Origin of the sequence: Pseudomonas sp. KD5 (assembly GCF_012932895.1) — a bacterium.
Taxonomy (GTDB): Bacteria; Pseudomonadota; Gammaproteobacteria; order Pseudomonadales; family Pseudomonadaceae; genus Aquipseudomonas.
On record NZ_JDWJ01000017.1, the window covers coordinates 86,988 to 100,192 of the forward strand.

At 60.3% G+C, this 13,205-nt stretch carries 10 protein-coding genes; 8 read left to right on the plus strand and 2 right to left on the minus strand.

Going from position 1 to position 13,205, the window contains the following annotated elements:
• Nucleotides 1-60: 60 nt before the first annotated feature.
• The 5 genes from AF70_RS27695 (at nt 61) to rarD (ending at nt 5,789) form a co-directional block, all read left to right on the plus strand.
• Nucleotides 61-801 carry a ComF family protein gene (locus AF70_RS27695; RefSeq protein WP_028940260.1) on the plus strand — a complete coding sequence of 247 codons (741 nt, stop codon included), beginning with the start codon at nt 61-63 and terminating at the stop codon, nt 799-801.
• Between the two features lie 63 nt (nt 802-864).
• The gene (locus AF70_RS27700; protein WP_018928815.1) at nt 865-1,629 is read left to right on the plus strand and encodes a TOBE domain-containing protein; all 765 of its coding nucleotides are present in this window, start codon (nt 865-867) and stop codon (nt 1,627-1,629) included.
• A gap of 72 nt (nt 1,630-1,701) precedes the next feature.
• On the plus strand, nt 1,702-3,603 hold the full coding sequence (locus tag AF70_RS27705) for a PhoX family phosphatase (protein WP_028940259.1): 1,902 nt from the start codon (nt 1,702-1,704) through the stop codon (nt 3,601-3,603).
• A gap of 163 nt (nt 3,604-3,766) precedes the next feature.
• On the plus strand, nt 3,767-4,741 hold the full coding sequence (locus tag AF70_RS27710; RefSeq protein ID WP_018928813.1) for a serine/threonine protein kinase: 975 nt from the start codon (nt 3,767-3,769) through the stop codon (nt 4,739-4,741).
• A gap of 160 nt (nt 4,742-4,901) precedes the next feature.
• Nucleotides 4,902-5,789 carry an EamA family transporter RarD gene (rarD, locus tag AF70_RS27715; protein WP_018928812.1) on the plus strand — a complete coding sequence of 296 codons (888 nt, stop codon included), beginning with the start codon at nt 4,902-4,904 and terminating at the stop codon, nt 5,787-5,789.
• Nucleotides 5,790-6,004: 215 nt separating this feature from the next.
• Here the strand turns inward: rarD and AF70_RS27720 are convergent, their stop codons facing one another.
• Entirely contained in the window at nt 6,005-6,523 is a 519-nt protein-coding gene (locus AF70_RS27720; protein ID WP_007936467.1) for a glycine cleavage system protein R, read from the minus strand.
• Nucleotides 6,524-7,104: 581 nt separating this feature from the next.
• Here AF70_RS27720 and AF70_RS27725 point away from each other — a divergent pair.
• Nucleotides 7,105-9,282 carry a malate synthase G gene (locus AF70_RS27725; RefSeq protein WP_028940258.1) on the plus strand — a complete coding sequence of 726 codons (2,178 nt, stop codon included), beginning with the start codon at nt 7,105-7,107 and terminating at the stop codon, nt 9,280-9,282.
• A gap of 261 nt (nt 9,283-9,543) precedes the next feature.
• On the opposite strand, the gene AF70_RS27730 is transcribed toward AF70_RS27725, so the two are convergent.
• Nucleotides 9,544-9,990 carry a response regulator gene (locus AF70_RS27730; RefSeq protein ID WP_018928810.1) on the minus strand — a complete coding sequence of 149 codons (447 nt, stop codon included), beginning with the start codon at nt 9,988-9,990 and terminating at the stop codon, nt 9,544-9,546.
• Between the two features lie 265 nt (nt 9,991-10,255).
• On the opposite strand from AF70_RS27730, the gene AF70_RS27735 reads away from it, so the two are divergent.
• Together AF70_RS27735 and AF70_RS27740 are read left to right on the plus strand one after the other, a co-directional pair.
• Complete coding sequence (locus tag AF70_RS27735; protein WP_028940257.1) at nt 10,256-12,196, plus strand: putative nucleotidyltransferase substrate binding domain-containing protein; 1,941 nt, start codon at nt 10,256-10,258, stop codon at nt 12,194-12,196.
• Complete coding sequence (locus AF70_RS27740; RefSeq protein WP_019580698.1) at nt 12,193-12,900, plus strand: PolC-type DNA polymerase III; 708 nt, start codon at nt 12,193-12,195, stop codon at nt 12,898-12,900. Before AF70_RS27735 ends, AF70_RS27740 begins: the two co-directional genes overlap by 4 nt.
• The last annotated feature ends 305 nt before the right edge of the window (nt 12,901-13,205 follow it).

Genomic DNA, 13,205 nt, shown 5'->3' on the forward strand with positions numbered 1-13,205 from the left:
ACTGGGGAATGGAATACCCACAGACGCGACACGGATGTTCGGCATATTTAAGGAAGACTCATGCACTGTCAACCACGATACGAAGGACCGGTTTACATCTGGTTAAAAAACAAACAATCCTGTTTGCTCTGCTCAGAGGTCGCGGACGACACCATACCGATCTGCATGGCCTGCGAAACCGAGCTGCCCTGGCTGGGCGACCAATGCCATACCTGCGCCCTGCCCTTGCCCGCCACCGGCCTGACGTGCGGCCAATGCCTGAAACAACCGCCAGCCTTCGAGCGAGTCGCCGCGCCCTGGACTTACAGCTTTCCCGTCGACAGTTTGATCACCCGCTTCAAGCACAGCGCAAAATGGCCGTTTGGCCGCCTGCTCGCCGAACTTCTTGCTCAGTTCCTGCAACATCGCTTCGATGAAGATCTGGATCGGCCCGACGCGCTGATACCGGTACCGCTGGCCCCCAAGCGGCTGCGCCAGCGGGGTTTCAACCAGGCGGCGATGCTCGCCCGCTGGCTCAGCGCCGGCCTCGACATTCCTTGCGATGAAACGCTATTGGTGAGGACTCAGGACACCAGCGCGCAACAAGACCTTAATGCCGACGCACGTAAAAAGAACCTGCGCCACGCCTTCGCCCTGGCGCCCGAGGCTTCGGTCAAAGGTCGCCACTTCGCCCTGGTGGACGATGTGCTGACCACCGGCGCCACTGCACAGGCCCTGGCCCGGCTGTTGATGGCGGCGGGGGCGACGCGGGTCGACGTCTACTGCCTGGCCCGTACCCCCAAACCTGGCGATGGGGCCTGACTTGACTCCCGCACGCCAAGTCGCCAACGTCCCATCCATCGCCACAGCCCAAAGCGCCTTGCCATGTCCTTGCCTACGTTGTTGTCCCAGCACATTGTCCGTCGTCCGCAACGCATTGCGTTGCTGCAACACATCGCCGAACAGGGCTCGATCACCCGCGCCGCAAAAAGCGCCGGCCTGAGTTACAAGGCCGCGTGGGACGCCATCGACGAGCTGAACAACCTCGCGCAGAAACCACTGGTGGAGCGCAGCGTTGGTGGCAAGGGCGGCGGTGGCGCCAAATTGTCCAGCGAAGGCGAGCGCGTGTTGCGCCTGTATCAAAAGCTGCAAGCGTTGCAGGCTCAGGTTCTGGAAGCCGCTGAAGAGGCCAGCGACCTGGACTTGCTCGGTCGGCTGATGCTCAGAACCAGCGCGCGCAATCAATTGCACGGCAAGGTCGTGGCGATCGATGCACAGGGGCGCAACGACCGGATCCGCCTTGAACTGGCCGAAGGCTTGCTCATCGACGCGCAGATCACTCACGACAGCACCCTGCGCCTGGAGCTGGAAACGGGTACCGAAGTGGTCGCACTGATCAAGGCCGGTTGGCTGGAACTGCTTGGCATCGATCAAGCTGCAACACATGGCAACAATTGCCTGAAGGGCACGATCGAAGAAATCCTCGACGCCGAAGACAGCCCCAGCGAAGTGCGCATCGGCCTGCCCAATGGCCAGACACTTTGCGCCCTGGCCGAGCCGCTGCACCTGAAAAACCTCGGGCTTGCCGCCGGTAAACCGGTGCAGGTGCAGTTCGCGCCATCGAACATCCTGCTGGGTACACCGCTCTAGCCTGTAGACACTGCAACAAAAGCTTCATCAACCGCCCTTAAGGTGACTGCAAAAACCCGCAGGGAGCCTGATGTGAGCCTATTAGAAGACAACCAACCCACCGACCTCGAAAAAATGGTCGGCCTCAGCCGTCGTGGCTTCATCAGCGCCGGCGCCCTCTGCGGTGCGGCGATGTTCCTCGGTGGCAACCTGCTGAGTCGCAGTGTGCTGGCCGCCAGCGTCAGCGCCGGCTCCAGCAAACTGTTGGGCTTCGACAGCATCGCCGCCGCCACGACCGACACCATCACCCTGCCACCGGGCTACAAATCCTCGGTGCTGATCAGCTGGGGCCAGCCACTGCAAAAGAATGGCCCGGCATTCGACCCGAGCGGCAACGGCACGGCCCAGGCTCAGGAAGTCCAGTTCGGCGACAACAACGACGGCATGAGCCTGTTCGAATTCCCCGGTGACAAAGACCGGGCGCTGATGGCGATCAACAACGAATACACCAATTACCGCTACCTCTACCCCCACGGCGGCATGCCGCAATCGGCGGAAGATGTGCGCAAGGCCCTGGCCTGCGAAGGCGTGTCAGTGATCGAAGTGCAGCGCAAGAACGGCCAGTGGCAATTCGTCCAGGGCTCGCGCTACAACCGGCGCATTCACGGTAATGCGCCCATCAAACTGAGCGGCCCCGCAGCGGGTCACGACCTGCTGAAAACCAGTGCCGACAAACACGGCAAGAAAGTCCTCGGCACCTTCCAGAATTGCGCCAACGGCAAAACGCCGTGGGGCACTTATCTGACCTGCGAAGAGAACTTCACCGACTGCTTCGGCAGCAGCAATGCCGAGCAAAAATTCGACGCCGCGCAGAAACGCTACGGCGCAGTGGCAACCAGCAAAGACATCAACTGGCATCAACACGATCCGCGCTTCGACCTGGCGAAAAATCCCAACGAACTCAACCGCCACGGCTGGGTGGTGGAAATCGACCCGTTCGATCCGCAATCGACGCCGGTCAAACGCACCGCGCTGGGCCGCTTCAAACATGAAAACGCTGCCCTGGCTGAAACCAACGACGGTCGTGCCGTGGTGTACATGGGCGACGACGAACGTGGCGAGTTCATCTATAAATTCGTCAGCCGCGACAAGATCAACCACAAAAACCCCAAGGCCAACCGCGATCTGCTGGACCACGGCACCTTGTACGTGGCGCGTTTCGATGCGGGCGACGGCAACGCCGATCATCCGAAAGGCCAGGGTCAGTGGATCGAACTGACCCACGGCAAGAACGGCATCGACGCCAGCAGCGGCTTTGCCGATCAGGCCGAAGTGCTGATTCATGCACGTCTCGCAGCCAGTGTGGTAACCGCCACGCGCATGGACCGCCCGGAATGGATCGTCGTCAGCCCCAAGGACGGCCAGGTTTATTGCACCCTGACCAACAACGCCAAACGCGGCGAAGAAGGCCAACCGGTGGGCGGCCCGAACCCACGCGAGAAGAACGTCTACGGGCAGATCCTGCGCTGGCGCACCGACCGCGACGATCACGGTTCGAATAGCTTTGCCTGGGACCTGTTTGTGGTCGCCGGCAACCCGGGCGTCCACGCCGGCACGCCGAAGGCCGGCTCGTCAAACATCACCCCGCAGAACATGTTCAACAGCCCGGACGGCCTGGGCTTCGACAAGGCCGGACGCTTGTGGATTCTGACCGACGGCGACACGAGCAACGCGGGCGACTTCGCGGGCATGGGCAATAACCAGATGCTGTGCGCCGACCCGGCAACCGGTGAGATCCGCCGTTTCATGGTCGGGCCAGTGGGCTGTGAGGTGACGGGGATCAGCTTCTCGCCGGATCAGAAGACCTTGTTTGTCGGGATTCAGCATCCGGGGGAAAACGGCGGGTCGACATTCCCTGAACACCTGCCCAATGGCAAGCCGCGGTCTTCGGTGATGGCGATTACCCGCGAGGATGGCGGGATCGTCGGCGCCTGACAGGGCCTCTTCGCGGCAAGTCTCGCGCCTACTGTAGGAGCAAGGCTTGCCCGCGAAAGCGTCAGCCCAAACCACACTTACCTCAAGCCCACCCCCTAAAGAGGCCCCGTCTGCGCTACCATGCTTGGCCGGACGCGGCAGCCTGCCGCGCGCAGGAGTCAGCATGGCCCACCCGTTTGAAACCCTCACCCCAGACCTCGTGCTCGATGCCGTGGAAAGCATCGGCTTTCTCAGCGACGCGCGCATTCTGGCGCTCAACAGCTACGAGAACCGTGTCTATCAGGTCGGCATCGAAGACTCCGAGCCGCTGATCGCCAAGTTTTACCGTCCGCTGCGCTGGACCAACGAAGCGATTCTCGAAGAACACCAATTCACCTTCGAACTCGCCGAGTGCGATATACCGGTGGTCGCGCCGCTGATCCACAACGATGAAAGCCTGCACGAACATGCCGGATTCCGTTTCACCCTGTTCCCGCGCCGGGGTGGTCGCGCACCGGAGCCGGGCAACCTTGATCAGCTGTATCGCCTGGGCCAACTGCTGGGTCGTCTGCATGCGGTCGGCGCTACAAAACCGTTCGAACACCGTGAAGTGCTTGGGGTGAAAAACTTCGGTCACGACTCACTGGCCACCTTGCTCGAAGGTAATTTCGTACCGCGCAGTCTGCTGCCGGCCTACGAGTCCGTCGCCCGCGACTTGCTCAAGCGCGTGGAAGAGGTCTACCAGGCCACGCCACACCAGAACATCCGCATACATGGCGATTGCCACCCCGGCAACATGATGTGCCGCGATGAAATGTTCCACATCGTCGACCTGGACGACTGCCGCATGGGCCCGGCGGTGCAGGATATCTGGATGATGCTGGCGGGTGACCGCCAGGAATGTCTGGGGCAATTGTCGGAACTGATGGACGGCTACAGCGAATTCCACGACTTCGACCCGCGGGAACTGGCACTGATCGAACCGCTGCGCGCCTTGCGGTTGATGCACTACAGCGCCTGGCTCGCCCGTCGCTGGGACGACCCGGCCTTCCCTCGCAGCTTTCCGTGGTTCGGCACCGAACGCTATTGGGGCGATCAAGTGTTGGCGTTGCGTGAGCAATTGGCGGCGCTGAATGAAGAGCCATTGAAACTCTTTTGACGCCGCGCCCCTTGCAGGAATGAGGCTTGCCCGCGAAAAGATCGATGCGGGCTAGCCGGCAAACGGCGTTAAAGTTCTTCGCGAGCAAGCCTCGCGCCTACAAAAGTCATGACACATCTATACAATCCCCTCTTTGTTAGCTGCCTAAGCAAGGATTCTCATGCAAGCCGCCAACCTGCGTCGCGGGTACATCCTGGGCCTGAGTGCCTACATCATCTGGGGACTTTTCCCGCTCTACTTCAAAGCCATCGCCAGCGTGCCCGCCGTGGAGATCATCATCCACCGAGTGCTTTGGTCTGCGTTGTTCGGCGCCTTGCTGCTGCTCGTCTGGAAGCATCCCGGCTGGTGGCGTGAGCTGCGTGAGAATCCACGGCGGCTGGCGATCCTGGCCCTGAGCGGCACGCTGATCGCGGCCAACTGGCTGACTTACGTCTGGTCGGTGAACAACGGACGCATGCTTGAGGCCAGCCTCGGTTACTACATCAACCCGTTGGTAAACGTGCTGCTGGGGATGCTGATCCTCGGCGAACGGCTAAGGCGCATGCAGTGGATTGCGGTGGGGCTGGCGGCGGTCGGTGTCGCGCAGCAAGTGTGGCAAGTCGGCAGTCTGCCGTGGGTGTCGCTGGTGCTGGCATTGACCTTCGGCTTCTACGGCCTGATCCGCAAACAGGCGCCGGTCAAGGCGCTGCCGGGGCTGGTGGTGGAAACCTGGATGCTGGTGCCGATTGCTGTCGCCTGGCTGCTGTTCAATCCGACGGCGACCAGCGCGCAAGCCGCATTCTGGACCAGCTCCGAAGCCTGGTGGCTGGTAGCCGCCGGTCCGGTGACGCTGGTGCCGCTGGTGTGTTTCAACGCCGCCGCACGGCACTTGCCCTACACCACCCTCGGATTTCTCCAGTACCTGGCGCCGACGCTGGTGCTGTTGCAAGCCGTCCTGCTGTTTGGCGAACACTTGTCATCCAGCACGCTGGTGGCGTTTATCTTCATCTGGGCAGGTCTGGCGGTTTACAGCGTCGACGCGTGGATAAGTCTGCGCCGCCGTAGCTGATCAGAAAACGTACAAACCTCTACAGGCCACGTATCCCGTGGCCTGCATCCATCCTTCCCAAGGTTATCCACAGCGTGATCCCCGGCGTTTGTGCGCAAGTCACTGAAACTGCTGGTTTTTTGATCAGATCCTGAAGAGCCCCGGCCGGCATGGGCTGGCGGGGTGTCTCTACAGGTTATCCACAGGCAGGTGCACGTATAACTTGGATAACCTGTTCAAGGTTCGCTGCGCAGCACCAATTCGACCATCAGGTCGTCCGCCAGGGTTTCCAGGCGCGATTGCAGCACCTCCAGCGACAAGGTCAAGGGCACCGCAAGAATTGCTTCGGCATGGAACAACGGCTCGCTGCTCATCGGCGCCGGACGCACTTCGGTCACCAGCCGCTCCAGGCTCACCCCTTGCTCACTCAACAGACGCGTAATGTCCCGCACAATGCCCGGACGATCATTGCCCACCAGTTCCATGGCAATCGGCTTCCAGGTGCAGGATTGTTCGATGCTGCTTTCGGCGATCATCACACGGATGCCCTGGGTCGACAGTCCCTGTAGGGCGTCTACCAGTTCATCGTAGGCTTCGGCCGGTACGCCCACCCGAAGAATCCCGGCGAACTGCCCGGCCATGCGCGACATGCGGCTCTCCAGCCAGTTGCCGCCATGCTCGGCAATGCATTGGGCAATGCGCTCGACCTGCCCGGGCTTGTCCGGGGCGAATACCGTGAGTACGAGATGGTCCATGGCACAGCCCTCTTGTCATGACTTTTGTTATGGAAAGGCAAGTATAGGCAAGGCGCTGGTTGTGGCGAGGGGGCTTGCCCCCGTTGGGTCGCGAAGCGGCCACTTGAGTTTCTCCAGCGTATTCGCATCAGGCGATCTACGACTGCTTCGCAGCCGAACGGGGGCAAGCCCCCTAGCCACAAAAGCCCCATCTCCATAGCAGGGCATCGAATATTATGTGTACAAGTTTTTATATTTAACTGGAACAATCCAATAGTTTTTTGAGAACATCCTGTTCCCCGACATGACTGCAATGCGTCATGGGGTCGCAGAACGACGTAATTAGTCTAATTTTCACAACCGCAATTCATCATGTAGTATGCCGCAGCGCGCACTACATAACGTTGGATCGATGTCTGCCGCAGGCACACTCGCAACCCTGAAAGCCCCGTCAGCAAGGCCGCAATGCCGTTGATCGGAACGAACCCAGCCGCCAGCAATGGCATGTACTGGTAGAAGGGTTTGTGGTTTAAATGGCCAGAGGCTTCATTGTTAAATTGAAGAGCTGAAAAGCGAAATAGCTGAGCAGAGTGAGGCAAGCAATGACTGAACACGTTCAAGTCGGTGGCCTGCAGGTCGCCAAAGTCCTGTTCGACTTCGTGAACAACGAAGCCATTCCCGGTACCGGCCTCACCGCCGACACGTTCTGGGCCGGTGCTGACAAGGTCATCCATGACCTGGCACCGAAGAACAAAGCCCTACTCGCCAAACGCGATGATTTCCAGGCTCGCATTGATGCCTGGCACCAGGCTCGTGCAGGTGTTGCGCACGATGCGGTGGCCTACAAAGCCTTCCTGCAAGACATCGGTTATCTGCTGCCAGAAGCGGCCGATTTCCAGGCAACGACACAAAACGTCGATGACGAAATCGCCCGCATGGCCGGCCCACAGTTGGTGGTGCCGGTAATGAACGCCCGTTTCGCGCTCAACGCCTCGAACGCCCGCTGGGGTTCGCTGTATGACGCGCTCTACGGCACCGACGCCATCAGCGAAACGGATGGCGCGGAAAAGGGCAAAGGCTACAACAAGGTACGTGGCGACAAGGTTATTGCCTTCGCCCGCGCTTTCCTCGACGAAGCCGCGCCATTGGCTGCCGGCTCCCACGTCGACTCCACCGGCTACAAAATCGTAGACGGCAAACTGGTGGTCGCCCTCAAAGGTGGCAGCAACACCGGCCTGCACAACGATGCTCAACTGATCGGGTTCCACGGCGATGCAGCGGCTCCGACCGCGATCCTGCTGAAGAACAACGGCCTGCACTTCGAAATCCAGATCGACGCCAGCACCCCGGTCGGCCAGACCGACGCTGCCGGCGTCAAAGACATCCTGATGGAAGCCGCGCTGACCACCATCATGGACTGCGAAGACTCGGTCGCCGCAGTCGATGCCGATGACAAAGTGGTGATCTATCGCAACTGGCTCGGCCTGATGAAGGGCGACCTGTCGGAAGAAGTCTCCAAGGGCGGTCAGACCTTTACCCGCACCATGAACGCCGACCGCACCTACACCGCTCTTGATGGCAGCGAACTGAGCCTGCACGGTCGCTCGCTGTTGTTTGTGCGCAACGTCGGTCACCTGATGACCATTGACGCGATCCTCGACAAAGACGGCAACGAAGTGCCGGAAGGCATTCTCGACGGTCTGGTGACTTGCCTCGCGGCGATCCACAGCCTCAATGGCAACAGCTCGCGCAAGAACAGCCGTACCGGATCGGTCTACATCGTGAAGCCGAAGATGCACGGCCCGGAAGAAGCCGCGTTCACCAACGAGCTGTTCGGTCGCATCGAAGACGTCCTCGGCCTGCCGCGCAATACGCTGAAAGTCGGGATCATGGACGAGGAGCGCCGTACCACGGTCAACCTCAAGGCCTGCATCAAGGCTGCCAGCGAGCGCGTAGTGTTCATCAACACCGGTTTCCTCGACCGCACGGGCGATGAAATCCACACCTCCATGGAAGCCGGCCCGATGGTGCGCAAGGCCGACATGAAGGCCGAGAAGTGGATCAGTGCCTACGAGAACTGGAACGTCGATATTGGCTTGAGCACCGGCCTGCAAGGTCGTGCCCAAATCGGTAAAGGCATGTGGGCCATGCCGGACCTGATGGCAGCGATGCTGGAACAGAAAATCGCTCACCCATTGGCCGGTGCCAACACCGCCTGGGTTCCATCGCCGACCGCTGCTGCGCTGCACGCGCTGCATTACCACAAGGTCGACGTGTTCGCCCGTCAGGCCGAACTGGCCAAACGTGCGCGTGCTTCGGTGGACGACATCCTGACTATCCCGCTGGCTGTGAATCCGAGCTGGACTGCGGAACAGATCAAGAACGAACTGGACAACAACGCCCAGGGCATTCTCGGTTACGTGGTGCGCTGGATCGACCAGGGCGTAGGTTGCTCGAAAGTGCCGGACATCAACGACGTCGGCCTGATGGAAGACCGTGCGACGCTGCGTATTTCCAGCCAGCACATCGCCAACTGGCTGCGCCACGGCATCGTTACCGAAGCGCAAGTGATGGAAAGCCTCAAGCGCATGGCGCCGGTGGTTGACCGTCAAAACGCCAACGACCCGCTGTACCGCCCGCTGGCACCCAACTTCGACAGCAACATCGCCTTCCAGGCGGCGGTCGAGTTGGTGGTCGAAGGCACTAAACAGCCGAACGGCTACACCGAGCCGGTTCTGCACCGTCGTCGTCGCGAGTTCAAAGCTGCCAATGGCCTTTGAGTAAACGCTGAAGCCGGACGTAAAAAAGCCCTGATCGAGAGATCAGGGCTTTTTCATTTACGCTGTCTAGTCCTGAAATAGGTTCACACCTGTTTCAGGACTAGACATGCAATTCCTGTGGTGAGGGGGCTTGCCCCCGTTGGGTTGCGAAGCAGCCCCATACATTCTTTCGTACACCGCATCGGCAGAATCTACGACTGCTGCGCAGCCGAACGGGGGCAAGCCCCCTCGCCACAAAAGCTGCCAACCTGGAAGTCCGCGCTACAGATCCATCCCCAGCTCATGCTTGACCAATTCAAGCAATTTTTCGCTATCGATGGGCTTGAGCAAAAAGTCCACGACGTGCAAATGCATGGCTTCGATCGCATCCTTCACGTCGGCGTCGCCGGAAACGATGATGATCGGCAATGCCGCACGTGCCGACTCACGCACTTGGCGGATCAGTTCCAGGCCATCGACGTGCCCCATCCGCAGGTCGGTAATCACCAGACCGATCGATGGCTTCTCTTCCAGCATTTTGAGCGCCGTTTCGCCACTGGCCGCCGTCATGCAGTGAATGCCATCGAGCCCCAGAATTTCCGACAGCAATTCGCGGGCATCCTTATCGTCATCGACGATCAGCACCCGCTGCGGCGGCAAGTCTGGTTCCAGCATGACGGCGCTGAGCGCTTCGCGCTCGGCATCACTCAAAATATCGTGGTCGGACATGGCGTTCTCAACGTTTTCAATGCGATCCCTGACACAGGGTGTCAGACATCGCTCAGCAGACTTCAATGTGCACTTCGTCGGAATCTTTTCCAATAGACAATGTAGGAGGTTTTTCCCACCGTTGTGTCAGACATTTCCCATATTCCGGCCGCTGCACTGCCTACCTAGACTTACGTCCAATGGGCACCCTGCCCGCAGGGGTCGACCATGCCTGGAACGATCTGAAACAACGATCCGACACAACAATCAGAAAAAGACTGCGGTAATGGTTATGAGTAAAGCGGACGCCTTCACCCAGGCAGGGAAAACCGCGGTGTTGCAGAACATCCAGGGCACTTTGCAATTCCTGCAGCGCTTCCCCCCCTTCAATCAGATGGAAAACGCTCACCTGGCCTATCTGGTGGAGCAATGCCAGCTGCGTTTTTATGCCCCCGGCGAGAGCATCATCAAACCCGCCGATGGCCCGATCGAGCATTTCTACATCGTCAAACAGGGCCGGGTCGTGGGGGAGCGCCCGCACACGGCCAAGGGCGGCACCGAAACCACTTTCGAAATCACCACCGGCGAGTGCTTTCCCCTTGCCGCGCTGCTGGGCGAACGTGCGACCCGCACCGAACATCTGGCGGCCGAAGATACCTTTTGCCTACAGCTGAATAAGCTCGCGTTCATCAAACTGTTCGCACTGTCCAACCCGTTCCGCGACTTTGCCCTACGTGGTGTCAGCAGCTTGCTGGACCAGGTCAATCAGCAAGTCCAGCAAAAAGCCGTGGAAACCCTCGGCACCCAGTATTCGCTCAATACCCGGCTGGGCGAATTGGCCATGCGTCACCCAGTTACCTGCAGCCCGATCACACCCCTGCGTGAAGCGGTGACGCTGATGCACGATCAGCAAGTCGGCAGCATTGTGGTGGTCGATGAACAAAAGGCGCCGCTGGGCATTTTCACCCTGCGCGACTTGCGGCATGTGGTGGCCAACGGCACCAGTGATTTCAATGAATCCATCGAGCGGCACATGACCCCGGCACCGTTTTACCTGACGCCGGACCACAGTGCCTTCGACGCAGCGATCGCCATGACCGAGCGACACATCGCCCACGTCTGCCTGGTCAAGGACCAGCGCCTGTGCGGCGTAGTTTCGGAGCGCGACCTGTTTTCCCTGCAAAGGGTCGATCTGGTGCACCTGGCGCGGACCATTCGCAGTGCCCAACGGGTAGAGAACCTGGTGGCGATCCGCGGCGAGATTGGCCAATTGGTCGAGCGGGTGCTGGCCCACGGCGCGTCCTCGACGCAGATCACCCATATCATCACCCTGCTCAACGACCATACCGTGTGCCGGGTGATCGAACTGGCCTTGGCGGAGAAAGGTGACCCCGGCGTGCCGTTCAGTTGGCTTTGCTTCGGCAGCGAAGGCCGCCGCGAGCAGACGCTGCACACCGATCAGGACAACGGCATTCTGTTCGAAGCTCGCGATGCGGCCCACGCCGCCGAGATTCGCGGCAAGTTGCTGCCCATCGCCCAGCAGGTCAATCAGAGCCTCGCACTGTGCGGCTTTACCTTGTGCAAAGGCAACATCATGGCCGGCAACCCCGAGCTGTGTTTGTCCCGGATCGAGTGGGCACGACGCTTTGCAGCGTTTATCCGCGAGGCGACACCGGAAAACCTGCTGGGGTCGAGTATCTATTTCGATCTGCGCGTGGTCTGGGGGGATGAGCGAGGCTGTGAGCAACTGCGCCGGGGCATTCTCGATCAGGTCGGCGACAACCGGTTGTTCCAGCGCATGATGGCCGAGAACGCCCTGCGCAACCGTCCGCCCGTAGGGCGTTTCCGAGAATTCGTCCTGGCGCGCAAGAATGGCGAGAAAGCCACCCTCGACCTGAAACTCCAGGGCCTGACTCCATTCGTCGACGGCGCGCGAGTGCTGGCCCTGGCCCACGGCATCGATGCCAACAACACCCTGGAGCGCTTTCGCCAATTGGTGGAAAAAGAGGTCATCGATCAGCTGGACGGCGCGGCCTATGAAGAGGCGTACCACTTCATCCAGCAAACCCGCATGCAGCAACATCAGCTACAGACCCGGGAGAACTTGCCCTACTCCAACCGAGTCGATCCCGACAGCCTCAATCATCTGGACCGACGCATCCTGCGTGAATCCCTGCGCCAGGCCCAGCGCCTGCAAAGCAGCCTGACCCTGCGGTATCAGTTATGAGCCTGTTTTCATGGCTGCGCCCGGCCAGTCCCGTTTTACCCGGCGAACTGCAACACCGTCTGGAGCGCTTGCCGGCCGTGACCCAGCTGAGCGACTGCAGCCTGCGCGAGCAACGCTGGGTGGTGCTCGACCTGGAAACCACTGGACTGAATCTGAACAAGGATCGGCTGCTGTCCATCGGAGCCGTGGTGATCGAGGATGGGGCGATCGACTTCAGCCAGCAGTTCGAGCGCACGCTGCAATGCACCGAACTCAAACTCGGCCCCAGCGTGTTGATTCATGGGCTGGGTCCGAGCGCCATTGCCGCCGGCAGCGACCCCGCGCAGGCCCTGCTCGAATTCATGGAATTTGTCGGCGACAGCCCGGTGTTGGCGTTTCATGCGCCGTTCGATCAGCACATGCTCGGGCGCGCACTGAAAGAACATCTGGGTTACAAGCTGCAGCATCCGTTTCTGGACGTGGCAGACATCGCCCCGCTGCTTTGTCCCCAGGCACACTTTCGCGAGGCCGGGCTGGATGAGTGGATCGACTGGTTCAAGCTGGAGGTCTTCGAACGGCATAACGCCAGTGCCGATGCCTTGGCAACGGCGGAGCTGATGCTGATTTTGTTCAGCCGGGCGCGGCAGCAACAGATTCATAGCCCGTTGAACCTGCAGCAGCGGCTGAGTCAGTGGAAGCGGCGGCGGCAAGCGCCTTCTTTCTGAATCTGCGGTGGCTGTGCTGATGCCTTCGCGGGCAAGCCTCGCTCCTTGTATGTTGGCCGAACACCCGGCGAGAGCAGCTAAGCTCCTCGGTGTTGTCTCAAAGATGTGTTTCTGGGGGAGGCCGACCGCTCCTGAAGGCAGGACTTGCTCCTGACCTTGTCTGTAGAGAGGCTCCCCCGCCTCATTGCCCACCACGAAGAGTATCGAGAAGCCGACAAGTCGGACTTCGCATTACAAGGTTGCAGCGGCATGAAGTTCGAGGTCAGGGGAACCAGGAGCCATCTTCACCCAGTTTCCTTGGAGTG

Coding starts and splice junctions, on each gene's coding strand:
- AF70_RS27695 (WP_028940260.1), top strand. CDS start 61: ATGCACTGTCAACCACGATACGAAGGACCGGTTTACATCTGGTTAAAA.
- AF70_RS27700 (WP_018928815.1), top strand. CDS start 865: ATGTCCTTGCCTACGTTGTTGTCCCAGCACATTGTCCGTCGTCCGCAA.
- AF70_RS27710 (WP_018928813.1), top strand. CDS start 3,767: ATGGCCCACCCGTTTGAAACCCTCACCCCAGACCTCGTGCTCGATGCC.
- rarD (WP_018928812.1), top strand. CDS start 4,902: ATGCAAGCCGCCAACCTGCGTCGCGGGTACATCCTGGGCCTGAGTGCC.
- AF70_RS27720 (WP_007936467.1), bottom strand. CDS start 6,523: ATGGACCATCTCGTACTCACGGTATTCGCCCCGGACAAGCCCGGGCAG.
- AF70_RS27725 (WP_028940258.1), top strand. CDS start 7,105: ATGACTGAACACGTTCAAGTCGGTGGCCTGCAGGTCGCCAAAGTCCTG.
- AF70_RS27730 (WP_018928810.1), bottom strand. CDS start 9,990: ATGTCCGACCACGATATTTTGAGTGATGCCGAGCGCGAAGCGCTCAGC.
- AF70_RS27735 (WP_028940257.1), top strand. CDS start 10,256: ATGGTTATGAGTAAAGCGGACGCCTTCACCCAGGCAGGGAAAACCGCG.
- AF70_RS27740 (WP_019580698.1), top strand. CDS start 12,193: ATGAGCCTGTTTTCATGGCTGCGCCCGGCCAGTCCCGTTTTACCCGGC.